We start from the raw sequence: 26,338 nt of genomic DNA on the forward strand, positions 1-26,338 counted from the left end.
ACCCGATGAATCAACGAAATACGGATCAACCCGCAGGCCAGACCGCCCTGCTGGTGCTGGTGATCCTGACTGGCCTGAATCTGCGCCCCTTTCTTACCGCCATCGGCCCGCTGAGCGGCGAGATTGGCCGCGCCCTGTCGCTCGGGATGGATACCCTGGCCTGGCTCACCCTGCTGCCGCTGTGGCTCATCGGGGTCGGCGTGCTGCTCACCCCGCGCCTGCGCAGCCTTGCCAGCGCCACCACCCTGCTGGGGCTGGCCCTGCTGCTGCTCGCGGCGGGCAGTGCCCTGCGTTTTGATGCCCAGAGCGGCGCCCTGCTGATCACCACCGCCGCCCTCTGCGGCCTGGGTTCGGCGCTGGTGCAAGGGGTGCTGCCCGCCCTTATCAAGCAGCACTTTGCCCACAAGGTGCCGCTGGTGATGGGGATCTTCTCTGCCTGCATGATGGGGGGCGGGGCATTGGGGGCCAGTCTCACCCCAAGGCTTGCAGTCAGCCTCGACTGGTCGCGGGCACTGGCGCTCTGGAGCCTGCCGGTGCTGCTGGCCCTCGTCTGGCTAGGGTGGAAAGTGCGTCTGCCAAACACCGCAGCGGTCGCCATTCCCGATGGCGAGCAGCGGCTGATCACCCTGCCACGCAGCTGGTTGCTGATCGTCTGCTTTGGCATCATCAACAGCGGTTACGGCATCGTAGTGGCCTGGCTGGCCCCCGCCTATATGGCGCAAGGGTGGAGCGCGGCGCAAGCGGGCGAGCTGGTCGCCTGGCTGGCGCTGGCGCAGACCGCCAGCGGCCTCGGTCTGCCGCTGCTGGCGGCGCGCAAGATGGATCGGCGGCCGTGGATGGGGCTTGGCATCGCCATGCAGCTGGCGGGATTTGGCGGCCTCTGGCTGGCGCCAGCCAGTGCCCCGATTCTCTGGTGCATGCTGTGCGGCGCCGGTCTTGGCGGCAGTTTTTCGCTGATCATGGTGATTGCGCTCGATCACCTGCCCGACCCGCGCCGCGCCGGCACCCTGAGCGCCCTGATGCAGGGGTTCGGCTTTATGCTGGCGGCCACCGGCCCCTGGGTCGCCGCCCGCCTCTATCACCTGTTCGGCGACTTCGCCGCCGCCTGGCAGTGGCAGCTGGGGGGCTTGCTGCTGATGAGCCTGCTGGTGCTGCGCCTCGACCCGCGCCACTACCCTCGCGTTATGCGGTTACCGACCGCCAGCGAGCCAACCCTTTCGTCGCCCCTCCCAACCAGCTCTGCTGCCCAAAACAACACACCGGCCTGAGGCCGGTGTGTTGGGGATAACAGTGCTGGGGGTGACAAGACGAGGCTGACACCGCTCAGGGGAGCAACTCAGCGCCCCTTCTTCTGCCGCCCTGTGTTAGCGGTGCGCGGCTTGCCAGCGGCCGGTTTGCCACCCTTGGGAGCCCCTTTGCCAGCACCGCCCTTGTTGGCAGCACCTTTGCCCGCGCCACCCTTGCCCACCGGCAGCTTCTTCTCGAAAGCTTCCGGGCCCGGCACATTGGGACGCCCGCCAATCTCGTGATCATCATCGCGGCGCGGCTTCTTGCCTTGGGCCGGTTTGGCGGTTTGCGCTGCAGGGGCCTTGGCCGCCTTGGGTTTGTCGCCTTTGGCCGGTTTCACCTCGGAGGAGGAGTCCTCAATCAGCTTGAACAGATCGATCAGCTCGTCGTCGGTCAGATCGCGCCACTCGCCTACCGGCAGCCCCTTGAGGCTGACGTTCATGATGCGAATGCGCTCCAGCTTGGTCACTTCAAAACCGAAGTACTCGCACATGCGACGGATCTGGCGGTTCAGTCCCTGCACCAAGGTGATGCGAAAGACAAACGGCGCCTCTTTCTTCACCTTGCACTTCTTGGTCACAGTACCGAGGATCGGCACCCCGGCCGCCATGCCGCGCACAAACTCGTCGGTCACCGGCTTGTCGACGGTCACCAGATACTCTTTCTCGTGATCGTTGCCCGCCCGCAGGATCTTGTTGACCAGATCGCCATGGTTGGTGAGGAAAATCAGCCCCTGCGAATCCTTGTCGAGACGCCCAATGGGGAAGACCCGGGTGCTGTGGTTGACGAAATCGACGATGTTGTCCTTCTCGCCCGCCTCTGTGGTACTGACGATGCCCACCGGCTTGTTGAGGGCGATCAGCACCAGACTGTCCGCCTCGCGCGGCTCGATCACCTGACCGTTGACCTTGACCAGATCACCAACCTGCACCTGATCGCCAATCCCGGCCCGCTTGCCGTTGATAAAGACGTGGCCCTGCTCGATAAAGCGGTCGGCCTCGCGACGCGAGCATATACCGCTCTCGCTGATGTATTTGTTCAGGCGCATGGATTCGTTAGCCAGCATGGATCACCTGCCACAGGTTCTGGGCCGCGCCCGGTTGTGCCATCGCCTGTTCCGGCTGCGCCGGGGAGGCCGTCTGCTGCATCAGCCAATTCACTACGTCAAAGTTCTGCATACCATTCCATCTTCAAAAAAGGCCAATGCCAGCTTATCCATCAAAAAACGCCGCTACAGTAGCATAATTGCCCCCTTTCAGGGGCAGATAGTTGCAAGGTCGCAGCGCCCAAGCTGGCATCTGCGGATAAGTTCACGCCGCCAGATGGCCCGCGATGCAGCCTTTGAACGGCCCGCCTGATGCCAACGGCGGGATCAGGCGCCCACAGCCAGCGCGGACGAACGCCATCAACTATACATATCACCTTGTTTCCATTAGGCTTTAAGCCGGTTGGCTGCGTCCAATGTGCTGCGCCAAACTCGCCCGCCCAGAGGCGGCCCCACCCCTATCGCCAAGGATTGCACCATGCTGGCTCACACTCGCCGCCTTGTTCGCCGTGCTCTGCTGACCCTGTTGCTGCTGTTGCTGACCGCATGGGCGGTGATCGCCTACTTCGCCTGGCAGGCAGCGCCGCTACAACTGTGGCACACTGTGGTGCCCCCCGAACTCAGCGCCGATGAGCTCGATCGCAGCGACTGGCAAGCCTATCTGGCCCACGAAGCAGAGCTGTTCGAACTGGTGGCCACCGAGGTGGTTGCCAAGACGCCGCCGGAGCAGCAACTGGCCAGCAATCGCTACTATCAGGCCTCCCCCATCAATCCCGCCCGCTTTCAGCAGAACTGGAACCGCTCCTACCTGCTGCGCCCCGAGGGGGACGTCAAAGGGGTCGCGGTGCTGCTGCATGGCCTGACCGACTCCCCCTACAGCCTGCGCCATCTGGCCAGGCGCTATCAGCAGCAGGGCTTTATCGCGCTGGGGCTGAGGATCCCCGGCCACGGCACCGTACCCGCTGGCCTCGTGGATGTGGATTGGGAGACCTGGCTGGCCGCCACCCGACTCGCGGTGCGGGAGGCCAGATTGCTGGCACCGGGCAAGCGGCCGCTGCATCTGGTGGGCTTTTCCAACGGCGGCGCGCTGGCGGTGAAATATGCGCTCGATGCGCTGGCCGACCCGAGCGGCACGCTGGCAAAACCGGATCGGCTGGTGCTGATCTCCCCGATGATCGGGGTGACCCGCTTTGCCCGCTTCGCCGGGCTCAAGGCCGTGCCTGCCCTGCTGCCCGCCTTTGCCAACGCCGCCTGGCTCGACACCATGCCGGAGTTCAACCCGTTCAAGTACAACTCGTTTCCGGTCAACGGGGCGCGCCAGTCCTATCGCCTGACTCACGCCATCCAGCAGCAGGTGCGCCAGCTGGCCGCCAGTGGCGAGCTGGCGGCGTTTCCCCCCGCCCTCACCTTCCAGTCGGTGATGGACTACACCGTCAGCACCCGCTCCATCATTGCCGATCTCTACCACTACCTGCCGGCCAACGGCAGCGAACTGGTGCTGTTTGATATCAACCGCAGCACCCTGTTTGGCCCGCTGATGAGCTCGGCCTCCGAGCTGGCGCTGCACCGCTTGCTGCCAAACGCCCCCGGGCACTATCGCCTCACCGTGGTGGGCAATGTCGACCCCGCCTCTCCCGCGACCCAAGCCAAAACACTGGCCAGCGCAGATCAGCCTGAGCAGATCCGCCCGCTGGGTATCAATTATCCCAAAGAGATCTACTCCCTCTCCCATGTGGCGCTCCCCTTCCCGATGGACGACCCCCTCTATGGCATGGCAGCGCGCCCGGAGCAGCGGGAGCAATACGGCATCAATCTCGGCGGTTTGGCTCTGCGTGGTGAGCGCGGCGTGCTGATTGTCAACCCCGGCGCCCTCACCCGCACCTCCTCCAACCCCTTCTACCCCTATCTGCAGCAGCGGGTGATGGAGACCCTCACCGCTCCTCCCGTCGCCCCGTCTGCTGCCGTCCCCCCTGCCAGCAGCGGTCAATATGATGCGGCCTATCAGGCAGAAGTGGAGCAGTTTTTACAGGAGAGCGATGAGAGCAGCGCGCCTTTCTAGGGTGTTTCTGGAGTATCGGCAAAGAGCCACTGGCGCTGGGTCGATGGCGATACAAGAAAGGGGCCGTCAATTGACGGCCCCTTTCTATTGATGATGACGATGGGACTGATGACTTGGTGGGCTCAGGGATAGATGCTCACTTCTATCAGGTTCTGATCCGGGTCGAGGAAGTAGAGTGATTCTGATAGGTGTTGCACCGTCAGGCGCCGCGCCAACCCTGTCAGGGGTAGATGCTGACCTCAATCAGGTTCTGGTCAGGGTCGAGGAAATAGACAGATTCTATCGGCCCGCAGGCGCCACTTTTGGTCACCGGCCCCTCGACAATCTCCACCCCGTGGCAGGCCAGCTGGGCCATCACCTGCTCCAGCGGCCAGCGGGTGATAAGGCAGACATCTCCCGACCCCACCTGCGCCCGATTGCGCGGCTCCTGCCCCAGCAGTTGCAGATTGATCTTCTGGTTGCCAAACCCTACCGCCCGGCGCCCCGCACCGAAGGTGATGGCCTCCATATTGAGCACCGAACTGTAAAATTCCACGGCCCGTTCGATATCACTGACCGTCAATACCAGATGGTCGATATGGCTGATCATGGTTACCTCCTGGTGGTGATCTATCACTGCCCAATCACAAGAGATAAAACCATATTTGATCACCAAATACTGTTAGTGCTATCTCTTTTTAGAAAATAAAATTTCAAGCACAACGGTTAGGTGTCAAGAAAGTCTATTCTCTGCAATCAATTCCTGCCATTTTAATTACATTTGACAGAGAACCTGAAAATACCATCCTTGTAATTAAGTCTTTGTCATCATCATATGAAAATGATAGTAACTCATATGAACTGCTATCTTCATTTTCGAAGATTACCAGTCCGTTAGTTACATCACCGCTTATTAGCCATGTCTGATAAACCCAATCAGCAGACAAACCAATCATAGGATAGCATTGATTCAATTCATCCATTAAAGCATTCTTATCCATATACCTAACCTTCATTAACCACCATCAAAACTCAACACGAATTTTAACAAAAAAATAATTACAGAAGCCATATTTCCAAGCATTCACACGGCCTTTAATGACTTAAATATCTATATGAAGCTGGCATATCAGAACATTTATTTTAAACAAATAAAAACGTGTATCACTTGGTACCTATAGTGATGACATATGCTATGAACTTAAAGTATCATACTCATTCAAGTATGAGGCATTTTACATTTATCGGTATGCTGCCTCTATATGATACTAAAAATGTGACAAACCTAACACGTTTGTCACAAAAAATATGATAGGAGGCGACATGACGGCAAAGTGGTTGTTTGAACCTAAACGGCGTAACCAAAAATCGCGAGATCCAATGCAAGCGAGCTTTTTCACTAACTCGAGTATCGATGATGATACTCATGCGCTGGTACGCGAAGCAATTCAAAACTCTATGGATGCCAAGTCAAACTTGGAGCCCGAAAAACCTGTATATGTTCGTTTTTCATTAGGCTCACATGATGCAAGTACAGGGATAATGGATCGCTATATATCCGAAGATGCTTGGCATCATTTTAATGCTGAGGATAATGGACTTATAAACCCACCGACGGCATCCGAGAACTGTCGTTTTTTGGTCTATGAGGATTTCAATACAAATGGCCTAATTGGTGATGAAACTGCGAGCGAAATTCAACAATCTAACAATTCATTTTATTTCTTTATGCGTGCAGAAGGGCAATCAGGTAAGCATGAAGGTGAACGCGGTCGGCATGGAATAGGAAAATATGTATTCCCATACACAAGTGGCATACGTATGTTTATTGCTATAACTGTGCGCACATCTGATAATCGTTGTCTTATTGCAGGTCAAAGTGTCCTAAAGTCTCATCATGTGGGGAAAAATTGCTTCACTCCTGATGGATGGTGGGGTATTTTTGATACAGATGGATTTCAGCTCCCTGTCGAAGATAAAGTCCTTTTCAAGCAACTTGCTACGGATTTTGGACTATCAAGAAAGATTGATCAGTCAGGTTTATCACTTATCATGCCATATATTCAACCCGAGGTAAGTAAGCAGAAGCTTGTTGAACATATAATAAGTGAATACTTTTGGCCAATAATGAACGGTGACTTAGTTGTTGAAGTCGTTGAGGATGACATTCCTTATCTTATTAATGATGTCAGCATCCACGATGGTGTTATTGATTTTTTGCCCGCAGATAAAGTTAACGAACTTACTCCATTCATTACTCTTGCCTCAAATGCAATTATAAAAAAACAATACACACCCATTGAATTAAAGTGTCCTGATCAACCATCCATGCCTAAATGGGATAAAGAATACTTACCAAAAGAAGTAGCAAAAAAAATCCAAGAGGTTCTTTCCAAGCCGAATGGCTTTATTAAAATAACTTGCCCATTATACGTTGAGAAAAATGGAACAAAAAATACCAATATATCTTACTTCGACATATATATGTCAAAAGATATCACCGAAACTATGCGAAAACCACAATTTCTACGAGAAGGAATCCTCATTCCGGAATCTCGTGTAAATAAAGTTCGTGGTTATACTAGCATGATAGTTATCGAAGCTGGACTATTAGCAACGCTTCTTGGCGATGCTGAAAACCCGGCTCATACTGAATGGGAAAAAAATGCTACAAAATTCAAGAACAAATATCGCTGGGGATCAACTACAATTGACTTCGTAAGGCTATCTATAAATAAAATTCTAAACCTTATGAATCAAGGCGATGATGAAGAGGATGTAACTATTTTATCCGATATTTTTTATTTAGATATGCCAGAGAATGATGATGAAGTTCCAGATTCACGTAAACAAGTAGAAAGAAAAAAAACTGGTGGCATGACAAAACCGCCAATTATCCCCCCGGTGAAACCACGCCCTCATTTCTATCGCTTAACAAAATCCCAAGATGGATTCATTGTTAATGGGCCCATAGAACCATTTGAATTGAGGCGTAAATTTATAGTCAAGGTTGCTTATGATTTTGCAGGTGCATCAAAGTCAAAGGCATTAAAGCTTTGGGATGCAAACGACTTTGACCTTAGCAAGGCAAAGAATGTTTCCTATCCTTGCGCAGACAATGTTGACAACCTTAAAATTAATGGTAATACCATAGAATTTGTAGCAAACTCAAATGAGTTTTCATTGTCAGTCCAAGGTTTTGACCATCGCAGAGATATTATCGTGAGTGTAGAGTCGGAGGCGATACTAGATGAAGCGGTTTAACTATACAGGTCGTAAAAGAATCCTCCATGAGGATATTAAAATACGTTTGCATGACGATTTCAAAGATCGCCCAATTGTGGATGTTGCTATCAGTCTAAATAATTATAATTTTCCACAAAATGCAAATGTATTCTTAGAGCCTCAAAGTAAGACTCGCTTCATGCGAATAAATCTTGGAGAGGTTACAAACAACGTTAGGTGTAACTTCATTGAATTAACTGAATTTGATGATGCGTTGGATATTGCTTTTCGAATCAAAGTTGTTGATGTATCGAAGGGGCTATTACTTGGCATCGCTGAAAATGTACAAGCATACAATAAAGATAACCAACTTGATGATAATCAACAAAGCCTACTACCAGTCTCCAGCGTAGATCTTTCATCATATGGTGTTTTATGGCGAGTTGTTCAAGATGAGCAAAAAGCAGTATTGGAAATAGAACGAGAATTAGGAAGCAGAGAACAAGTTGTACGCTCAATTACATTTAAATCGTTGATTTTGCCTGCAGCTATGCGGCAAATTTTAGTAAAAATATTATCCAATGAAAGTGATTGGGACACAGACCTTTCTGATACGGATGAATTATCTACTAGGTGGTTGCTTTTTGCCCGTCAAATTGGTGCTGGATTACCAGAAAAAGGTTCAGATTATGACGATTGGGTTGATAACGCAGTAAGAATTCTTGCTAATCGTATTGGTGTTCGTCAATCGGCAATCTTAGTTTCTACCGAAGGAGCATGGAAATGACTATCATGCGTATGACGGAGTTAGGTAAAACAAGATTTATTACATTTCTTGATAGCCTAAAAACTAATGAGCCACAAGACTTTCCCCAAGAGCTACTGTTACCATCAGAATTTGCTCAAGTTATAGGTGGCTCTACTACTTTGCTCGATAATTTAAATCTTGAAGACAGCTTATCAACAGCAAAAGAATTGGATAAAATTGTCGCAGAGTTAGAGCTCACATCCGCAGAAAGAGATTGGGGTTTTTGGACATGGTGCTCTGCATATTTATTTGAACGCTTATGTAAAAAAATCAATGGTCAGTATAAACCAGGTGAAATACCTATATGGATTGCTGAGCCAAACAACTGGCAACGCTATTACAGACACTATCTAGCCTCTATTTGGAGAGTTTTTATAGCTCATCGAGGACATGAAGATAAGCTAGTCGTTCTTCTCAACGGTGCTGTTAATACACCTGGGGAGCTATGGGCCCAAATAGCAGCAACTCAGACATTAATTACGAATCCATCAATGATCGAAGCAATATATCATCTTTACTGGGATAAAGAAAATTTAACCAGAAAGAGAGGTGCTGGTGGTAAAAGTCCAAGGCGTTTAACTCGAGTCTTACGACAATTTGAAAGAACATATGATTTTGTTGCAATGAGTGGTGAACAAATAGTTCATTTGCTACCATCTGAGTTCGATAGATTCAAAGAGTCTTGAGACAAGAATAGAAAAAAGATTTTATTAAAATCAAACGAAGCAAGAGACTCTCTTGCTTCGTTTTAATTTAACTTATTGATATGTCGTTCAATTTTAACTATGCGAAATATTTTATTTTGAATAAATAATACTAAAAACTAGTTTCGCTATTTTATTTGCTAGCAAAGGGGGGACAGCATTTCCAACTTGATGATACTGCTGAGTCCTCCCCCCTTGGAAGAAATAGTTGTCAGGAAATGTCTGCAAGCGAGCGGCTTCTCTCACTGTCAGACTACGGCACTGTCTTGGATCGTAGTGAATAAAGTAATGTCCATCCTTAGATATATGACTGGTGATTGTTGTTGATGGTGCATCAGCCAGCTGCACTCTGAATCTGTCAGAAAAATTGCCAGACTCCCAATTTTTATGATCCGGAGCCAATCCAGGCAGACAAAAATCTGTATGGCCTTTTGGTGAACGACCATATTCTTCAGCAAAACATGCCGCAAAACCATAACGGGCCAAATCATCAATGCGATGCCCTCTGGTTTCATGATTCAACCATACCTTAAGCTTGGGATCAGAATACCACTCATTTAACTCGTAATTGCCAATAAAACCAGACTTGTCATCTTTTTTAAGACGCAATGCACCAGTATTTCTTGCATCAAGGGTTTCAGCCACTGCAGACAATTTATTGGCAAGAGGCTTTATATGATCAGCGCCTAATGGTGCATGCAGGGCAAGTTCCATTAGTTGGTCACTAACAGAAGAAACCCAATTTTCACAAGAGTCTTCCTGTTTGCTCAATTTACTTCTCAATACAGGCAAGTCCCCTATTACCTGCTTTACGGTAATGGGATCTTCCTTCGACAATTTCGGCAACTCAGTCAATATACGATCATCCCGAATGCCGAGCAAAATGACTCGGTGACGAGCTTGTGGAATGCCATAATCCTCTGATTGAATGATGAATTTTCTTGCATCAATTGCCTTGGGGTCATCACCATCCCTGAATACCTCGTCGCTAACCAGTGACACAATCTGGTAACGCAAATCATCATCGGGCATATCCAATGCAGCATTGGGATTTGCCAGATCTCGAAGTATCTGATGAAAAATGAAATCCCCATTTATTTTTGAGGAGAGGATGCCTTTGACATTCTCCATGACAAATATATCTGGCCTGTTTCTTTGAATAATCCGCAGATACTCTTTGTATAAAAAATGTCGATGGTCTTCTTCCGGTTTGTAATCGGATTTGCCCTTGTTTCTGGAACGCCCAGCAAGGGAGTATGCTTGGCAGGGCGGTCCGCCAATCAACACCCATGGCTGGGATTCGCTTCTGTTTTCAAGCGCCTTGGTAATCGCCTGATCAAGTCGTTGATTGCCAGATTCACTGCCGATCTCCAGACACATGGCTTCCAAACCAGCCTTTTCCCACAGATCAATGCTCTTTTCCGTGTAGGGCTGTTCAGCATCTCCATTGCAATACTGGTAGTAATCGTGGAGGCAATCTCGCCGATGATTCTTGAGCAGACGGTAAAAGGAGCGAAGTCTCAAGGTTTCATGTGCTATTGGATCCCTCTCTGCGGAAACCCGGATCTCGAATGCCTTGCCATCGTTGAGAGATGAAAACCCCTCACCCAAACCACCAGGACCGGCAAACAAATCGACAACGGGGATGGATGATGAAAAAATGCTCATTGGTAATTACTGTGTTTTTGATCAGGCCATAAAGATACCAGGAAGCTTGCCAAGCAGGAAGCAAAAGCATGGATGTTGTCGATACTGCAACTCGTTCAGCCATGATGGCTGGCATCAAAAGCAAAAACACACGCCCTGAACTGGCACTGCGCAGATTTCTTCATGGATTGGGATTTCGTTTTCGAGTGCATGTCAAAGAACTTCCCGGCAAACCTGATCTCGTTCTTCCCCGCTACCGGCTCTGCATTTTCGTTCATGGCTGTTTTTGGCATCGCCATCCGGGCTGCCGCTTTGCTGCAACCCCCAAAAGCAATACTGAATTCTGGCGGCAGAAATTTGTGGCCAATACCGCTCGTGATGAACTGGTTGAAAAACAGCTGCATGAAGCTGGCTGGCGAGTGTTCAGGATTTGGGAGTGCGGACTCAAAAATGCCGATTTTCAGACATTGGGCTGGCTGCCGGAACGGGTAAGGGGAACAACTTCTTTTCTTGACTAGCCTGAGTTCGAAACTCTCTGAGTACCCTCTAGTCATGGTGCTCATGCGAACAGCTTGCCAAACTGCCTCAATCTTGCGCAAAACCCCGGCTAAATTATCCAGTTGCATAATAACCATGCGGCCTTGCGGTTGTTTAACTGGCCCTAACGTCAGATAATACCGCCCGCCTTCAAACCCCGATAACCCGACTTTCAGTGACGGTAATTGATGACTGAGTACCTGCTTTTATTGATCGGCACCGTGCTGGTTAACAACTTCGTGCTGGTGAAATTCCTCGGCCTCTGCCCCTTTATGGGGGTCTCCGGCAAGCTGGAAACCGCCATCGGCATGGGGCTGGCGACCACCTTTGTGATGACCCTCGCCAGTGCCAGCTCCTATCTGGTGGAGCACTATATCCTGCTGCCGCTGGATATCGCCTATTTGCGCACCCTCGCCTTTATTCTGGTGATCGCCGTGGTGGTGCAGTTTACCGAGATGGTGGTGCGCAAGAGCAGCCCGACCCTCTATCGCCTGCTGGGGATCTTCCTGCCCCTCATCACCACCAACTGCGCGGTGCTCGGGGTGGCGCTGCTCAGCATCAATGAGCGACACGACTTTATCCAGAGCGTGATCTACGGCTTTGGCGCCGCCACCGGCTTCTCGCTGGTGTTGATCCTGTTTGCCGCCATGCGCGAGCGTCTGGTCGCCGCCGATGTGCCCGCGCCGTTTCGCGGGGTGTCGATTGCCATGATCACCGCCGGTCTGATGTCGCTGGCCTTTATGGGCTTTACCGGCCTTATCAAGATATAACCATGATCCATATTCTCTTTGCCATTCTGGTGCTCACCCTGCTGGCGCTGGCGTTCGGGATTATCCTGGGCTTTGCCGCCGTCAAGTTTCATGTGGAAGCAGACCCCATCGTCGATCAGCTCGATGCCCTGCTGCCCCAGACCCAGTGTGGCCAGTGCGGCTATCCCGGTTGCAAACCCTACGCCGAGGCGCTCGCCAACGGCGATCAGATCAACAAGTGCGTGCCCGGTGGCGAGGCCACCATGCGCAAGATTGCCGATCTGATGGGGGTCGAGCCCCAGCCACTGGGGGGCAGTGACGAGGCCGCCGTGCCAGTCAAGAAGGTCGCCTTTATCCACGAAGATCAGTGCATCGGCTGTACCAAGTGCATTCAGGCCTGCCCGGTGGATGCCATCGTCGGCGCCACCAAGGCGATGCATACCGTGATTGCCAACGAGTGCACCGGTTGCGATCTCTGTGTCGATCCCTGCCCGACCGACTGCATCGAGATGATCCCGGTGCCCACCACGGTCGATAACTGGAAGTGGGATCTCAATAACGTGCATGTTCCGGGCAAGATTCCGGTCAAGATAGTGGAATAAACAGCGGAGCAACCATGCATTCCTTACTCGAACGTATCAAAGCCGGCACGCTCTGGGACTTTCACGGCGGCATTCACCCCGCCGACAACAAGCTGCAATCAAGCCAGAGCCCTGTAGTAGACGCCGGTCTACCGCCGCGCCTCATTATTCCACTGCGCCAGCACGCAGGCCCCGCCGGCGATCTGCTGGTGCAGGTGGGCGACAAGGTCAAAAAAGGGCAACCGCTGACCCGTTATGCCAAGGGGCGGGTCGTCCCTGTCCATGCCTCCACCTCCGGCACCATCACCGAGATTGGCAACCACACGGTTGCCCACCCCTCCGGACTCGGCGATCTCTGTGTCATCCTCACCCCGGATGGGGAAGATGAATGGGGCGAGCGCAATGGCAAAGCCGATTACTGGAATCTGGAGCGGGGTGAGCTGCTCGAGCGCATCCAGCAGGCGGGAGTTGCGGGCCTTGGCGGCGCCGTGTTCCCCACTCACAGCAAACTCGACGGCCGCGGCCAACTCACCGAGATCCTGATCGTCAACGGGCTGGAGTGCGAGCCCTATATCACCACCGATGATCGGCTGATGCAGCAGTATGCCGACGAGATCATGGATGGCATCCGGGTGCTCAAGCACCTGCTCAAGCCCAAGCTGACCCTGATCGGGGTAGAAGACAACAAGCCAGAGGCGATCGAGCAGCTGACCCGCCACGCCACCGATGAAGATGTGCTGGTCAAGACGGTGCCGACCAAATACCCCTCGGGCGGTGCCAAGCAGACCATCGAGCTGCTGACCGGCCGTCAGGTGCCCAAAGGCGGCCGCGCGGTCGATATCGGCATCATGGTGCTCAACGTCGCCACCGTGTTTGCCATCAAACGCGCCATTATCGACGGCGAGCCGCTGATCGAGCGGATCGTCACCCTCACCGGCGACAGCTTCAAAAAACCCGGCAACGCCTGGGTGCGCCTCGGTACGCCGGTACGCTGGCTGTTGCAGCGTTTCGAACTGCAACCGGAAGCGGAGCAGCGGGTGATCATGGGGGGCCCCATGATGGGCTTTACCCTGCCCCACGCCATGGTGCCGGTGGTCAAGGCGACCAACTGCCTGCTGGCGCCGACGCAGGCTGAACTGCCCGCCCCCGGCCCGGAGCAGCCCTGCATCCGTTGCAGCGCCTGCGCCGATGCCTGCCCGGCCACCCTGCTGCCACAAGAGCTCTACTGGTACAGCCGGGCCAAGGAGTATGACAAGGCCGAGAAGCTCAACCTGATGGACTGCATCGAGTGCGGCGCCTGCGCCTGGGTCTGCCCGAGCGAGATCCCGCTGGTGCAGTACTACAAGATCGCCAAAGATGACATTCGCGAAGCCCGCGCCGAGGCCGAAAAAGCCGAGCGCGCCAAGCAGCGTTTCGAGGCCAAGCAGGCCCGTTTCGAGCGGGAGAAAGCGGCCCGCGAAGCGCGCCACGCCGAAGCCGCCGCCCAGCGCCGTCAAACCATGACGGCCGCAGGCGGCGAAGATCCGGTGGCAGCCGCCTTGGCCCGCATCAAGGCCAAGCAGGATGCCCCCATCACTGCCATTACAGCCACCGCCGAGGGCTTGCCTGACAACAGCGCCGTGATTGCCGCCCGCGAAGCCCGCAAACGGGAAGCGGAGGCGCGCCGCGCCGCCAAACTGGCGGAGGATGCAAACAGCGACACTGCAGCCGCTGCTGCGCAACCCGCCGAGGCAGTTGACCCCGCCAGCGATCCCAAGAAAGCGGCCATCGCTGCCGCACTGGCCCGCGCCAAGGCCAAGAAAGCTGCTCAGGCTGGCGATAGCGCCGAGCCTGCGGCTGCCGAAGCCGTTGCTGCGCCTGCGGTAGATGCTGATCAGCAAAAGGCAGAAGTTGATCCGAAAAAGGCAGCAATTGCTGCCGCCATCGCTCGTGCCAAGGCCAAGAAGCTGGCCCAGCAGGGTGACAGCGCTGAGGGCTACCTGACCGCAAATAATGGCACCAGCGAATCCGCTGCAACCCAAAGTGATGCGCCATCTGCGGCCAGCGAAGCGGTTGATCCCAAGAAAGCTGCTATCGCTGCTGCCATTGCGCGGGCCAAGGCCAAAAAGCTGGCGCAGCAGGGCGACAGCGCTGAGGGCGATCTGACTGCCACCGCAGGCACCAGCGAAACGGCAGCAACCCAAAGCGATGCGCCATCTGCGGCCAGCGAAGCGGTCGATCCAAAGAAAGCAGCCATCGCCGCCGCCATCGCCCGCGCCAAGGCCAAAAAGCTGGCCCAGCAGGGCGAAAGTGCCGGTGTTGAGGATGCGAAGAGTGAGCCTGCTGCCAGCGCACAGACCCGCGACGTGGCGCTAGCCAAAAGCGAAGTAACCACCCGCCACAGCGATACGGCAGCAAGCGAAGCGGTCGATCCCAAGAAGGCCGCTATCGCCGCTGCCATCGCCCGTGCCAAGGCCAAAAAGCTGGCCCAGCAGGGCGCAAGTACCAGTGCTGAGGTAGCAAGTACCAGTGCAGAGGTAGAGAGTGCCGGTACTCAGGTAGACAGGGCCGGAGCTGAGGGTGAGCGCGTATCGGCTGAGCCGATGCAAACCGATGCAGCCAGCCGTGAGCAACCACTTGCCGTCGCAGAGGCTCCTGAAGCGAGCGCCCCTGCGGCTGATGCCCCGGTTGATCCGAAAAAAGCGGCCATTGCAGCCGCGGTGGCCCGCGCCAAGGCGAAGAAGCTGGCGGCCGAGGCAGCCAGAGCCGCAGAAACCGCCGCTGAAGATGCCCCGTCAGCCGACCGAACAACCACAAGGTAATCGACAGACTCATGTTCAATATTGCGACTGCGCCGTTTGCCCATAACCGCAAACAGACCCGAACCCTGATGCTGCTGGTGATCCTGGCCTGCGTGCCGGGCTTGCTGGCCCAGACCTGGTTCTTCGGCTGGGGCTCCTTTATCCAGATCCTGCTGGCGCTGGTCACTGCGCTGCTGTGCGAGGCGCTGGTGCTCAAGCTGCGGGGCCGCGCCATCAAGCCTGCCCTGATGGATGGCAGTGCGGCGCTCACCGCCGTGCTGATTGGTCTCTCCCTGCCGCCGCTGCTGCCGTGGTGGATGCTGGTGGTGGGCACGGCCTTTGCCATCATTGTCGCCAAGCACCTTTACGGCGGACTGGGCCAGAACCTGTTCAACCCGGCCATGGTCGCCTATGTGCTGCTGCTGGTCTCCTTCCCGGTGCAGATGACCAGCTGGCTGCCGCCAGAGAGCGTGCGCGCCTACAGCCTCGGCTTTGGTGATGCGGCGTCGGTCATCTTCACCGGCTTTAGCCTCGACGGCTACAGCATGGCCCAGCTCAAGCAGGGGGTGGATGGTCTCACCATGGCGACCCCCCTCGATACCCTGAAAACCGGCCTGACTCAGGGGCTCACCACCGGCGAGATCCTGAGCGGCCCGCTGTTTGAGGGTTGGGGCGGAATCGGCTGGAGCTGGGTCAACCTCGGCTATCTGCTGGGCGGCCTGTTCCTGTTGCAACAGAAGGTGATCAACTGGCGCATTCCCACCGCGATTCTCGGTGCCCTGCTGGCTGCCTCCACCATCGGCTATCTGGTAAGCCCGGATGCGACTGCCACGCCCATGTTCCATCTCTTTAGCGGCGCGACTATGCTGGGGGCCTTCTTTATCGCCACCGATCCGGTCAGCGCCTGCACCACGCCGCGCGGCCGACTGGTCTATGGCGTGCTGATCGGGGTGCTGGTCTACATCATCCGCCGCTTTGGCGGCTATCCCGATGCGTTCGCCTTCGCCGTGCTGCTGTCCAACCTTTGCGTGCCGTTTATTGACAGCCTGACTCGCCCGAAAGTGTATGGAGCCCGTCGCCAATGATGTTTCTGCCCTTTTCCCCCATCACAGCTGACGGAGCCCGGACATGTTAAAGAGCATGCGCAAGAACGGCCTTATTCTGGCCATGTTCGCGCTGGGCTGTACAGCGCTGGTGGTACTGACCAACGAGTTGACCAAGGATAAAATCGCCCACCAGCAACAGCTGGAGAAACAGCAGACTCTCTCGGTATTGTTGCCAGAGGGGAGCTATGACAACGATCTGGTGGCCAGCTGCAAGCAGGTGACCAGCAGGAAGTATCTCGGCAGTGATCAGCCGCAGGCCCTCTATACCGCCAGCAAAAATGGCGTGGTGACCGGCTATGCATTGGAGGCGATCGCACCGGATGGCTACAGCGGGGCGATCCGCATCGTGGCGGGCTTTGGTGCCAAGGGCACCATCACCGCCGTACGTGTGCTCGCTCACAACGAGACCCCGGGCCTTGGTGACAAGATCGAGCTGAAGAAATCGGACTGGATCAACAGCTTTGCCGGAAAATTCCTGACCCATGACAACGAGCCCCAGTGGGCGGTGAAGAAGGATGGCGGCGAGTTTGATGCCTTTACCGGCGCCACCATCACCCCGCGAGCCGTGGTCAAGGCGGTGAAGAACCTGCTGAAACTGCAGCAGGAGCAACCCGAACTGCTCAGCAACGCCCCGGCTTGTCCGGCGGCGAACTAACGGAGTCGAGCCATCATGAACCAGATGGAACAGATTGAAACGGGCGCAACCCCGATTGCCGAGCTGGAAAGCCGCAAAGGCGAGCTCAAGGAGCTGATGAGTCAGGGGCTGTGGAAGAACAACCCCTCGCTGGTGCAGGTGCTGGGGCTCTGCCCGACCCTCGCCGTCTCCTCCACCTTTACCAATGCGCTGGGGCTGGGCCTTGCCACCATGGCGGTGCTGGTCTGCTCCAACCTCGCCGTCTCGCTGGTGCGCAACTGGGTGCCGAAGGATATTCGCATTCCGGTCTATGTGATGATCATCGCCTCGCTGGTGACCAGCGTGCAGCTGCTGATGAACGCCTACACCTATGGCCTCTATCAGGCGCTCGGCATCTTTATCGCCCTGATCGTCACCAACTGCGTCATCATCGGCCGCGCCGAGGCCTATGCCTCCAAGAACCCGCCGCTGCTGGCGGCCCTCGATGGCCTGATGATGGGCCTTGGCTTTACCCTGGTGCTGCTGGTACTGGGCGGCATGCGCGAGATCATCGGCATGGGCACCCTGTTTGATGGCGCCGAACTGCTGCTGGGCGAGTGGGCCAAATCCCTGCGCATCGAGCTGTTCCACGCCGATGCCAGCCTGCTGCTGGCGATTTTGCCGCCGGGCGGCTTTATCGGGCTGGGGCTGCTGATCGCCGCCAAGAACGCCATCAACGACTGGCGGGACCGCAAACAAGCAGCCACAGTGGCCCACTGCAACGTTGCCCCGGCTCGCGTCCGGGCGACCGAGCTATGATTGGACGCAAGGCATGAACAACCAGAAACGCAGAGAGATCCTCGAGCGGCTGCGGGAAAACAATCCCCACCCCACCACAGAGCTCAACTTCAACTCGCCATTCGAGCTGTTGATTGCCGTGCTGCTCTCGGCGCAGGCGACCGATGTCAGCGTCAACAAGGCGACCGACAAGCTCTATCCGGTGGCCAACACCCCGCAAGGGATGCTGGAGCTCGGGGTAGACGGGCTCAAGGAGTACATCAAGACCATTGGCCTCTTCAACACCAAGGCCGAGAATGTCATCAAGACCTGCGCCATCCTGCTGGAGCGCCACGGCGGCGAGGTGCCGGAGAATCGCGAAGCGCTGGAAGCCCTGCCGGGCGTCGGCCGCAAGACCGCCAACGTGGTGCTCAACACTGCCTTTGGCTGGCCCACCATCGCCGTCGATACCCATATCTTCCGGGTATCGAACCGCACTGGCTTTGCGGTAGGCAAGAACGTGGATCAGGTGGAGGAGAAGCTGCTTAAAGTGGTGCCCGCCGAGTTCAAGCTGGATGTCCACCACTGGCTGATCCTGCACGGGCGTTACACCTGTCTGGCTCGCAAGCCCCGCTGTGGTTCCTGTATCATCGAGGACTTGTGCGAGTACAAAGAGAAGGTCTATCCAGAGAGCTGAATGACTGGGCGCCACAACCGTCATACCAGTCTCGCTCGCAAACATCCGCTGCAGCGGTTCCTGTATCATCGAGGACCTCTGCGAGTACAAAGAGAAGGTCTATCCCGACAGCTGATAGCCTCGCAACCGAGATTGAAAGCAGTACACATCACCAACCCGGAGAACTGAGCAATGAGAATTCTGCATACCATGCTGCGTGTCGGCGATCTGCAACGCTCCATCGACTTCTACACCCGCGTCCTTGGCATGAAGCTGCTGCGCAAGAGCGAGAACAGCGAGTACAAGTACACCCTGGCCTTCGTCGGCTACGGTGACGAGAAGGATGAAGCGGTGATCGAGCTGACCTACAACTGGGGGGTGAGCGAGTACGAACTGGGCTCAGCCTATGGCCACATCGCGCTGGAAGCGGACGACATCTACGCCACTTGCGAAGCGCTGCGCGCCGCCGGTGCCAAGATCACCCGTGAACCGGGCCCGGTCAAGGGTGGCACCACCGTCATCGCCTTCGTCGAAGATCCGGACGGTTACAAGATTGAACTGATCGCCAAGAAAGATGCCGGTACTGGCCTAGGTGACAGCTTCTAAGCTGCCCTAATCCCACTGCCGAATGGCAGGATCAAAAAAGAGCGCAGACGCGCTCTTTTTTATGCTTCTCTGACCGGGCCGCAAAGCTAGATCTCGCCATTGCGCCCCATGCTGATCACCACCCGCCGGTTCTTGGCACGACCCTGTTCGGTTTCGTTGGAGGCAACATGCTGCTTCTCGCCATGCCCCTCCACCGAGATCTTGCCAGGATCGATCCCCAGATCGACAAACACCTTCTTGATGGCATCGGCCCGCTTCTCGGAGAGTTTCAGGTTCGGCCAGCGGCCGCCATAGCTGTCGCTGTAGGCATCGATCACCACCACGTCGATGCTCTTGTCCGCCTTGATAAACTCGCTGATCATCGCCAGCCGCCGCTTGGAGGGGATGGAGAGCTGATCGCTGTTCTTGTCGTAGGTAAGCACGCTAAAGGCGATATCGTTGAAGCTGTAGGGCAAGAGCCCGCTCAGACAGTCGATAAAGGCCTGATATTTCACCCGAAAGTTGACTGACGAGAGGGACACTCGCACCGCGCGGTTCTGGCGATACCAGTCCCGATACTGGAAGGTCGGCATCCGCCCCCCCTCCAGCTCGTCGAGCATGGTCCAGGCGGTTTGCCCCTCCACCAGCCCATCAAACTGCTGATAGAAGCGCAGCTGGCTCACTTCTCGCCCGGCAATCCCCGGGCGCCATACCGGCGGCATGATGCCAAGGCTCACCGTCTGGGTCTGGGCCTGTGGCCGCTTGCCCTTGAGCTCGAAGTCGAGGTTTATCTTGCGTCCGGCGCGGCTGACAAAGGCCCCCGTTCCCCAGTTGGGGATAGGGTGCTCGAGGCGACACTCAATCTGGGTATCGGAGGTCAAACGCCAGACGGATTGATCCAGACCGGCACCAAATTCGGTGACCCCAGCCTGTAACTGCATACTCACGGATATGCTGACCAACCCCAACACCCAAGCGTTCAATTGCTTGTCCTCCACACGATCTCACAAGAGATATCGGCGGCAAGAGGCCAAGCTTTAGCGACAAACTGCAAAGGCGTGCCGTTGGTGTGGCAAAGGCTTGCCCCTCAGCGGCAACCGACCGAAAGCGGCGCTTATTCCCCCCTCTTAGCTCCGTGCCAACCGGCAGGAAGCTCGCTACAGTAAAGCCAGGGCAATCAGACGCCGCTTATCGGGAACCACACTCATGCACCGCTCTTGCTCCTCTTTATTGCAGATGTTGTTGCCAATGCTGCTGGCGCTATCCGGCAGCGCCGTCAAGGCCGCAACACAGGATCAGGAGTGGGCACAAGAGCGCGCCAATGCGGTGCTCTCGCTGATGACCTTCACCGTGGTGCCCGACATCACCGCCAGCAACCTCGATATCGGCAGCGGCACCAATCAATCTGCCGCCCTCAACATGACCCAGATCGGTGGCGGCGCCACCATGAGCGAAGCCGTGCCCATCTATCTGGAAGGGGCGATCGGCTTTAGCCGCTACGATCCCCAGTTTGTGGTGAGCAACGGCACAGAGAGCCGCACCCTCCCGACCAAGTGGAACAGCCTGACCGCCTCTGGCGGGATCGGCTGGGATATCGCCCTCCATGAAGACCCGCGCGGTGGCCACTGGGTGCTGCGCCCCATCGCCAACGTCTCGCTCGGTACCATGGCCAGCGATCTGCGGATCGGCAACTGGCTGCTGGAGCGCACCAAGGGCTACTCGCTGGATTTTCTCGATGGTGGGCAGCTCAATATGTACGGACTGGGATGCTCGCTGATGCTCGACTACGAGCTCTTTTCAAAGGCGCAGGATATCGATGTCGAAGTGCGCTACTCCTACCAACACCTGCAAAGCTTTGGCGGTACCTCGACCAGCGTCCGTGGTCACGCCGAGGCGGAGAACCTCGGTCTCTATCTGCGCCGCCGGGCCCCGCTGTTCCACTGGACCCTGCTCGACAGACCGGTGCGTTATGTACTGGAGGGGGCCCATACCGCATATCTGGGGGAGCAGCGGGGGTTGCTTGGCTTTGACTCCCTCAACTCCATCGGCGCCGGTCTGGAGCTGGACAGCAGCAAATACGACATCATAGTCACCCGTACCCGGCTGGTTGCCCGCTATATGTTCAGCCACAACACCAGCGGTTATTCCATCGGGTTGGCCATGAGTTTCTAAGTCGTTATTTTTGCCTGACAAAAGTGGGCAATCCTCAGTGAAAGCACAGTAACACTCCAGATAATCACGCCCTATTGACGGAGGGTTTATTTATCCTGACCCTTTCATATGCCTCACCACCCCGTCATATCAGGTAAAAATATCCACCTGCTGGTAGGCTAATTCCCCCCTCACACACCGAATATTGGAGTTTTTTGTCTGTGTATTTACGGCGCGCAATGGCTGATTGGCCCTTGATATCGCCAGCCTGTGCCATCATGCAACATAGGAAATACTCTACTCCCGGCATTGCAGCCCTATGGCCAACTTTATCGACACCCATAAGGAACCATCCCGGATGGTCCCCCATCTTTTGCACAGTGACTTGAACTGCACCTAACCTATTGTTTTAAATGATTTATAGTTTTTCATATTTTATGAATCCAATTAATCCTGTTTTATTTTACTTACATCACCCGACTGCTAAATTTGGCGTCATCCCGGCAGGGCGAGGCGCACTGAAACGACTGACTGCGGGCTACCGATAACAGGTGTGCAATGAGCACAGAAATAACGTTCAGGCATAGCAACCGTTATTTTGACGACATCACACTTGCTAATCCTTGTTGATTTGAGGTTATCTGATGAAAAAAACGCTGCTTGCTCTCTCTGTATTGGTCATGACCGGAACTGCATATGCAGGGGTGCCTGATTTATCCGCCAGCTGTCCTGGACATATTAATCTTCGCATCGAAGATGGCACGGCTTATATCAATAACCAGCAAATTCCACTTAAAAAAGTGAATTCAAATTTCTACGAGGCGAGCAAGGGGCGCACCACCCTCTCCATGGTGAAAAATGGCGACTGGGGCATCACCTATTTTGTCAAAAATGGCGACAGCGGCGCCTGCCAGCTCAATGACGATGAGAACGATGACGACGGCGATGATGAGAGCGCCAGCAGCAGTGCCTACAACGGCAGCACTGCGCAAACCAAGGTTGCCGAGAACGCCTGCATGAACGCCGTCGCCAGAAAAGCGGGCGTCAGCCGCAGCAAACTGACCCTCGACTATGTGGCCGACTCCCAGGCGGGGATGATGATTGATATCAAGGGGCCCCATGACCGGCTCTGGCACTGCCTCACCGACGCCCGCGGCCATATTTCAGGCATCAATCAGGACTGATTTCGAGCCACGACTCAGCGGGGCCCACACCTACCGTGGGGGCTCCACCCCTTATCCATTGCAATTATTTGATACAGGTAAATGAAGATGAAATCCAAACAGACTCTGCTCAATGTCGCCCTCGGTTGCCTGCTGGCGGTCGGTATCTCCGGCTGCGCCGTGGCCAAAACCCATCACGGCCACAAGACCCATGCCCAAGCGCACGCTCAGGAAGGGGCCGTGCAGTATGGCGACGAGAGCCCGTGGGCTGGCAACTATAAAGCGGTCACTGACGATGGCCGCACCGTGGCCGAAATTCACGTCGATACCACAGGGGAGACCTATATCGATGGCAATCAGGTCAAACCAAGCCACAGCGGCAGCGACTACCTGAAATTCAAGCAGGAGACCATCACTTACACCCTGCGCAAAAGCGGCGCCAGCTGGAAAGACAGCGATGCCGGCACCAGCGGCCGCATCCTGTTCGATTGATAATCCCGACACAGGCCTTGCCAGACACCAAGCCCCGACAAGGGGCTTTTTTGCACCTGCGATTTACCATCAACCACAGCCCGCCCCGAAAAATCCAGCCTTGTCACAGAGTTAGTGCAATCTGTCACATATTCCTTTTGATGGAATGGGTAGAATGGCTCAGTTTGGCGCCCACCATCCACATAGAGCCACGATGTCGATTGCCAGCCGCACTGGCTGGGTGATCACGCCGCCCGGCATGGAGATGGCCTGCCAAGCGCCGCCAAGTATTTGCGCCACCAGTTACACCACAGGGATAGAGATTTTTGCCATGGCCAAGTTTTTGAATACCAGCGCAACCAACTACTTTCTTGAAGAACTTATCAAAGATGCCAAAGAACGTCTGATCCTGATCAGCCCCTTCCTCAAGCTCAACGACAGGATCAAGGAGCTGCTCACCGACAAGAACCGCCTCAAGATCGATGTGCGGATCGTCTATGGCAAAAGTGAGCTGCAACCGGAAGAGATCAGCTGGCTCAAAGAGCTCACCTATATCCGCACCAGCTTTTGCAAAAACCTCCATGCCAAGTGCTATCTCAATGAAGAGATGTGTATTGTCACCAGCCTCAATCTCTACGAGTTCAGTCAGGTCAATAACAACGAGATGGGGGTATTGATCCAGCGCTCGGAAGATCATGATCTTTACCGTGATGCCTATGATGAGGCACAACGAATTATTCGAGTTAGTGATGAAGTCCGCATATCCCTTGAACGGGTTGTCAGTGAAGCCGAAACCCAACAGCCTTCTGCTAACGAAAATGAGTCAGCCACTGAAAAACTGACCTCATCCAAACTGGCGCAAAAGTGGGGGATCAAAACCAATGAGTTGTTGGAAAAAATGGTGACTCACGGCTTGCTTGAGCTGCGGGACAGCAAGCATTACCTCACAGCGAAAGGCAAAGAGGAAGGAGGGGAGTTTAGAATGAGCCCCAAATTTGGCCCCTATTTCCTCTGGCCAGAGGCCATGAATCCCCTCTAATTCACTGACTGGATAAATGTGAAATGGACTTCACTCCCGTTATTGCGGTTCTGCTGGGCCAGTTCTGGTATCTGCTGCCCCTGTTGTTGATTGCCACCCTGATCAAAACGCCCAAGTTCAAAGGGATGGTTGGGGAAGCATTTATCAACTTGGGCATCCGGCTTTTTCTCGGCCAACGGGAGTACCACCTGCTCAAGGATGTGACGCTGCCAACCCCGCAGGGCACTACCCAGATCGATCATGTGATCGTCTCGCGCTTCGGGCTGTTTGTCATCGAAACCAAGAACATCAAGGGGTGGATATTTGGCAATCCAGCCCACAAGAGCTGGACCCAGCAGCTCTATCGCCGCAAACATACCTTTCAAAATCCCCTGCGCCAAAACTATCTGCACCTGATGACGCTCAAATCCTTGTTGGGTCTTGCTGATCATCAGCTCCATTCGATTATCTACTTTATTGGCGACTGCACCTTTAAAACCCCCATGCCGGATAACGTGATGAACCGCGGGCTTATTCGCTATATCAAGAGTAAAACCGCGCAGGTGCTGACCCCTGCCGAAGTCACCAGAGTGATCGACACCATCCAGCGGGGACGACTGGCCGCCAATTGGCAGACCCATAAACAGCATGTGGCGCAGTTGAAAGCACGTCACAGCGAGGTTCCCCGCCCGCCTTTATCCGTAGCTGCAATGCCTGTCGTCAATCAGGTGGTGAACGCCTCGCCAACCATCACCGAATCGCGCTCCCAAGAAAATCCACTATGCCCCAGATGCGGCAACCCGATGATACTGCGTACCGCCAAACGGGGGGATAACCGAGGCAATCGGTTTTGGGGATGCAGTGGATACCCCAAATGCAGATTCATTGTAAATCTCACGGGGAACAGCAAGGCATGAACCGCCACATAAGGGGAAACTCACTCTCACATCAAGGGCAGCCAATTGGCCGCCCTTGATGTTTCTTAGCGAATCGTCGCCATCTGCCGCACGCAGCGTTGCGCCCTGTCATCCACCCGCTTGGCAAACCAGGCGGTGGTAATGTTTCGGGTGATTTTCGGGCTCTTTAGCTGAATGCCGGGCAGGATGGCGCGGGGCAGTCGCTTGCCCGCTTGCTTGTCGGCCAGGGTAAAGATGCGATGGTAGAGATCGGTCTCGGCAAATTCGGCGGTATCCCCTTTGCGCAGACTCTGGTGGATCGCCTGTTTGCTCATATTGACCCGGTTGGCGAGGGTGTAGACGGCCAGCTCGGTATTGCCCGGCAGATCCGAGTCATAGCGGATCAGATCCCCGTCCAGCGCCAGAGTTTTGCCACTCAGGCGGCTGACGGCGGCCTGAAAAGCGGCATTGCGGCTGGCGTACCAGCCGGCGTTGAAGTCGGCAAAACGGTAGAGGGTATCCGGGTAGTCGACGGGATAACCGAAGATATGCTTGGTGCCAAACCAGATGCCGCCGCGACGGGTAAAGACTTCGTGGCGGATGGAATCCTTGATTGGATAGGGGTAGCCACGGGCGTTGGCCTCGGCAAAGGCGATGCTCACCTGCATCGGGCCGCCGGTATGCACCGGGTTGAGGTTGCCAAACAGCGTCTTGCCCATCGGCAGCATGCTGATCATGTCTTCGAAGATTTCACTCATCTCCCGTTCGGTACGCAACTTGTCGATGCGCTCGGCGTAGCTCTTGCCGGTGGGCGAGTTGATGGAGAGCGCGGCCCGCACCATAAATTCGGGGATCAGCAGCTTGGCGGCCCGTGAGTTGATCTCTTTCCAGGCGATCTTGCCAAGGCCCGGCACCACGGGGTCGGCCTGATAGGTGGCTTCCTGCTCTGCAACCGCCAGCACGCTACAGACGTTGTGATCATTGACCGTCACCCCCTGGGTGGTGAGCGCCGTCACCACGTCGTTAGCCCATCCCTGTTTGTCCGGCACCTGACGGGGCAAGAAGCGCACGATGCGGCTCTTCATATCCGCCGGTTTGCGCGGCTGCATGGCAGGCGGCGTTTTGGGGGTGCTCACGCTCGCCTCTTTGGCAGGCGCGGAGGCGGGATCACTGGCACAACCGGCCAGCAACAAGGCAGAGCAGAAGGCAAGAAGACGACAGGAAGGCAAAGCGGTCATAAGCATGTCCATTTTTTGTTGGCCCGACAGGCAGCGCCGCTGGCACTGCACTGACAAGCAAAGTGGGGCCATTGTAGAGGATTGCCTGCTGCAGTTGAAACCCGCGCTCGCAGCATCCCCTCCCCTTGCCCGCTTTTACCACCCCACGCGCCATCCGTTGTCTGCGATGCGGAACTCATGACCTTCCTCAATGGCTCACTCGCCCCGAACCGAACGGTGAGCGCCTGATAAAAAGAAACCCCC

At 55.3% G+C, this 26,338-nt stretch carries 26 protein-coding genes; 19 read left to right on the top strand and 7 right to left on the bottom strand.

Going from position 1 to position 26,338, the window contains the following annotated elements; genetic code table 11:
* Positions 1-5: 5 nt before the first annotated feature.
* Positions 6-1,268, top strand: coding sequence for an MFS transporter (locus tag VF684_RS05755; protein ID WP_376898590.1), 1,263 nt, complete (start codon positions 6-8; stop codon positions 1,266-1,268).
* Positions 1,269-1,336: 68 nt separating this feature from the next.
* Here VF684_RS05755 and rluF read toward each other — a convergent pair whose 3' ends face one another.
* The gene (rluF, locus tag VF684_RS05760) at positions 1,337-2,353 is read right to left on the bottom strand and encodes a 23S rRNA pseudouridine(2604) synthase RluF (protein WP_100646191.1); all 1,017 of its coding nucleotides are present in this window, start codon (positions 2,351-2,353) and stop codon (positions 1,337-1,339) included.
* A complete protein-coding gene (locus VF684_RS05765; RefSeq protein WP_005359634.1) occupies positions 2,343-2,465 on the bottom strand; it encodes a hypothetical protein in 123 nt (40 codons plus the stop codon). The genes rluF and VF684_RS05765 overlap by 11 nt, the downstream gene beginning before the upstream one ends.
* A 345-nt stretch (positions 2,466-2,810) precedes the next feature.
* Here VF684_RS05765 and VF684_RS05770 point away from each other — a divergent pair, with 345 nt between their 5' ends.
* Entirely contained in the window at positions 2,811-4,391 is a 1,581-nt protein-coding gene (locus tag VF684_RS05770; RefSeq protein WP_376898592.1) for an alpha/beta hydrolase, read from the top strand.
* A 220-nt stretch (positions 4,392-4,611) separates the two neighbouring features.
* On the opposite strand, the gene VF684_RS05775 is transcribed toward VF684_RS05770, so the two are convergent.
* Complete coding sequence (locus VF684_RS05775) at positions 4,612-4,980, bottom strand: VOC family protein (RefSeq protein ID WP_076493698.1); 369 nt, start codon at positions 4,978-4,980, stop codon at positions 4,612-4,614.
* A gap of 133 nt (positions 4,981-5,113) precedes the next feature.
* Positions 5,114-5,371 (bottom strand): hypothetical protein, encoded by a 258-nt coding sequence (locus VF684_RS05780; protein ID WP_376898594.1) that lies wholly within the window; start codon positions 5,369-5,371, stop codon positions 5,114-5,116.
* Between the two features lie 322 nt (positions 5,372-5,693).
* Here VF684_RS05780 and VF684_RS05785 point away from each other — a divergent pair, with 322 nt between their 5' ends.
* From VF684_RS05785 to VF684_RS05795, 3 genes are read left to right on the top strand one after another with little or no spacing between them, the layout of a single operon-like run.
* The gene (locus tag VF684_RS05785; RefSeq protein ID WP_005347087.1) at positions 5,694-7,634 is read left to right on the top strand and encodes a hypothetical protein; all 1,941 of its coding nucleotides are present in this window, start codon (positions 5,694-5,696) and stop codon (positions 7,632-7,634) included.
* The gene (locus tag VF684_RS05790; protein ID WP_005347088.1) at positions 7,621-8,382 is read left to right on the top strand and encodes a hypothetical protein; all 762 of its coding nucleotides are present in this window, start codon (positions 7,621-7,623) and stop codon (positions 8,380-8,382) included. Before VF684_RS05785 ends, VF684_RS05790 begins: the two co-directional genes overlap by 14 nt.
* Positions 8,379-9,089 (top strand): hypothetical protein, encoded by a 711-nt coding sequence (locus VF684_RS05795; protein WP_148660605.1) that lies wholly within the window; start codon positions 8,379-8,381, stop codon positions 9,087-9,089. The genes VF684_RS05790 and VF684_RS05795 overlap by 4 nt, the downstream gene beginning before the upstream one ends.
* A 111-nt stretch (positions 9,090-9,200) precedes the next feature.
* Here VF684_RS05795 and VF684_RS05800 read toward each other — a convergent pair whose 3' ends face one another.
* Positions 9,201-10,775, bottom strand: coding sequence for a DNA cytosine methyltransferase (locus VF684_RS05800; protein ID WP_376898596.1), 1,575 nt, complete (start codon positions 10,773-10,775; stop codon positions 9,201-9,203).
* Positions 10,776-10,843: 68 nt separating this feature from the next.
* Here VF684_RS05800 and VF684_RS05805 point away from each other — a divergent pair, with 68 nt between their 5' ends.
* The 9 genes from VF684_RS05805 (at position 10,844) to gloA (ending at position 19,179) form a co-directional block, all read left to right on the top strand.
* Complete coding sequence (locus VF684_RS05805; protein ID WP_440173920.1) at positions 10,844-11,272, top strand: very short patch repair endonuclease; 429 nt, start codon at positions 10,844-10,846, stop codon at positions 11,270-11,272.
* A 207-nt stretch (positions 11,273-11,479) separates the two neighbouring features.
* Positions 11,480-12,061 (top strand): electron transport complex subunit RsxA, encoded by a 582-nt coding sequence (rsxA, locus tag VF684_RS05810; protein WP_005337600.1) that lies wholly within the window; start codon positions 11,480-11,482, stop codon positions 12,059-12,061.
* A gap of 2 nt (positions 12,062-12,063) precedes the next feature.
* Entirely contained in the window at positions 12,064-12,642 is a 579-nt protein-coding gene (rsxB, locus tag VF684_RS05815) for an electron transport complex subunit RsxB (RefSeq protein WP_005350799.1), read from the top strand.
* A 14-nt stretch (positions 12,643-12,656) separates the two neighbouring features.
* Entirely contained in the window at positions 12,657-15,422 is a 2,766-nt protein-coding gene (gene rsxC / locus VF684_RS05820; RefSeq protein WP_376898600.1) for an electron transport complex subunit RsxC, read from the top strand.
* 11 nt (positions 15,423-15,433) lie between these two features.
* Positions 15,434-16,486: an electron transport complex subunit RsxD gene (gene rsxD, locus VF684_RS05825; protein WP_201998054.1), complete on the top strand. Its 1,053-nt coding sequence runs from the start codon at positions 15,434-15,436 to the stop codon at positions 16,484-16,486.
* A gap of 43 nt (positions 16,487-16,529) precedes the next feature.
* On the top strand, positions 16,530-17,162 hold the full coding sequence (gene rsxG / locus VF684_RS05830; RefSeq protein WP_201998055.1) for an electron transport complex subunit RsxG: 633 nt from the start codon (positions 16,530-16,532) through the stop codon (positions 17,160-17,162).
* Between the two features lie 15 nt (positions 17,163-17,177).
* Positions 17,178-17,939 (top strand): electron transport complex subunit E, encoded by a 762-nt coding sequence (locus VF684_RS05835; RefSeq protein ID WP_005350792.1) that lies wholly within the window; start codon positions 17,178-17,180, stop codon positions 17,937-17,939.
* 13 nt (positions 17,940-17,952) lie between these two features.
* Positions 17,953-18,594 carry an endonuclease III gene (gene nth, locus VF684_RS05840; protein WP_201909039.1) on the top strand — a complete coding sequence of 214 codons (642 nt, stop codon included), beginning with the start codon at positions 17,953-17,955 and terminating at the stop codon, positions 18,592-18,594.
* A gap of 171 nt (positions 18,595-18,765) precedes the next feature.
* Positions 18,766-19,179 (top strand): lactoylglutathione lyase, encoded by a 414-nt coding sequence (gene gloA / locus VF684_RS05845; RefSeq protein ID WP_005337610.1) that lies wholly within the window; start codon positions 18,766-18,768, stop codon positions 19,177-19,179.
* Positions 19,180-19,265: 86 nt separating this feature from the next.
* Here the strand turns inward: gloA and VF684_RS05850 are convergent, their stop codons facing one another.
* The gene (locus tag VF684_RS05850) at positions 19,266-20,141 is read right to left on the bottom strand and encodes a flagellar protein MotY (RefSeq protein WP_005337611.1); all 876 of its coding nucleotides are present in this window, start codon (positions 20,139-20,141) and stop codon (positions 19,266-19,268) included.
* 223 nt (positions 20,142-20,364) lie between these two features.
* Between VF684_RS05850 and VF684_RS05855 the strand changes: the two genes are divergently transcribed.
* The 5 genes from VF684_RS05855 to VF684_RS05875 all read left to right on the top strand — a co-directional run bounded on the left by VF684_RS05855 (position 20,365) and on the right by VF684_RS05875 (position 24,878).
* Complete coding sequence (locus tag VF684_RS05855; RefSeq protein WP_201912212.1) at positions 20,365-21,330, top strand: autotransporter domain-containing protein; 966 nt, start codon at positions 20,365-20,367, stop codon at positions 21,328-21,330.
* A 623-nt stretch (positions 21,331-21,953) separates the two neighbouring features.
* Positions 21,954-22,493, top strand: coding sequence for a hypothetical protein (locus tag VF684_RS05860; protein WP_150997415.1), 540 nt, complete (start codon positions 21,954-21,956; stop codon positions 22,491-22,493).
* 87 nt (positions 22,494-22,580) lie between these two features.
* Positions 22,581-22,964, top strand: a complete 384-nt coding sequence (locus tag VF684_RS05865) for a hypothetical protein (RefSeq protein WP_042056543.1) — start codon at positions 22,581-22,583, stop codon at positions 22,962-22,964.
* A gap of 154 nt (positions 22,965-23,118) precedes the next feature.
* Positions 23,119-23,982, top strand: coding sequence for a phospholipase D family protein (locus VF684_RS05870; protein ID WP_225315441.1), 864 nt, complete (start codon positions 23,119-23,121; stop codon positions 23,980-23,982).
* A gap of 23 nt (positions 23,983-24,005) precedes the next feature.
* The gene (locus tag VF684_RS05875) at positions 24,006-24,878 is read left to right on the top strand and encodes a nuclease-related domain-containing protein (protein ID WP_139439866.1); all 873 of its coding nucleotides are present in this window, start codon (positions 24,006-24,008) and stop codon (positions 24,876-24,878) included.
* Positions 24,879-24,943: 65 nt separating this feature from the next.
* Here VF684_RS05875 and VF684_RS05880 read toward each other — a convergent pair whose 3' ends face one another.
* Positions 24,944-26,095, bottom strand: coding sequence for a DUF1615 domain-containing protein (locus VF684_RS05880; RefSeq protein WP_257725748.1), 1,152 nt, complete (start codon positions 26,093-26,095; stop codon positions 24,944-24,946).
* Positions 26,096-26,338: the final 243 nt, after the last annotated feature.

Source organism: Aeromonas sp. Lyrl_2 (assembly GCF_051948815.1).
GTDB classification, from domain to species: Bacteria; Pseudomonadota; Gammaproteobacteria; order Enterobacterales; family Aeromonadaceae; genus Aeromonas; species Aeromonas veronii.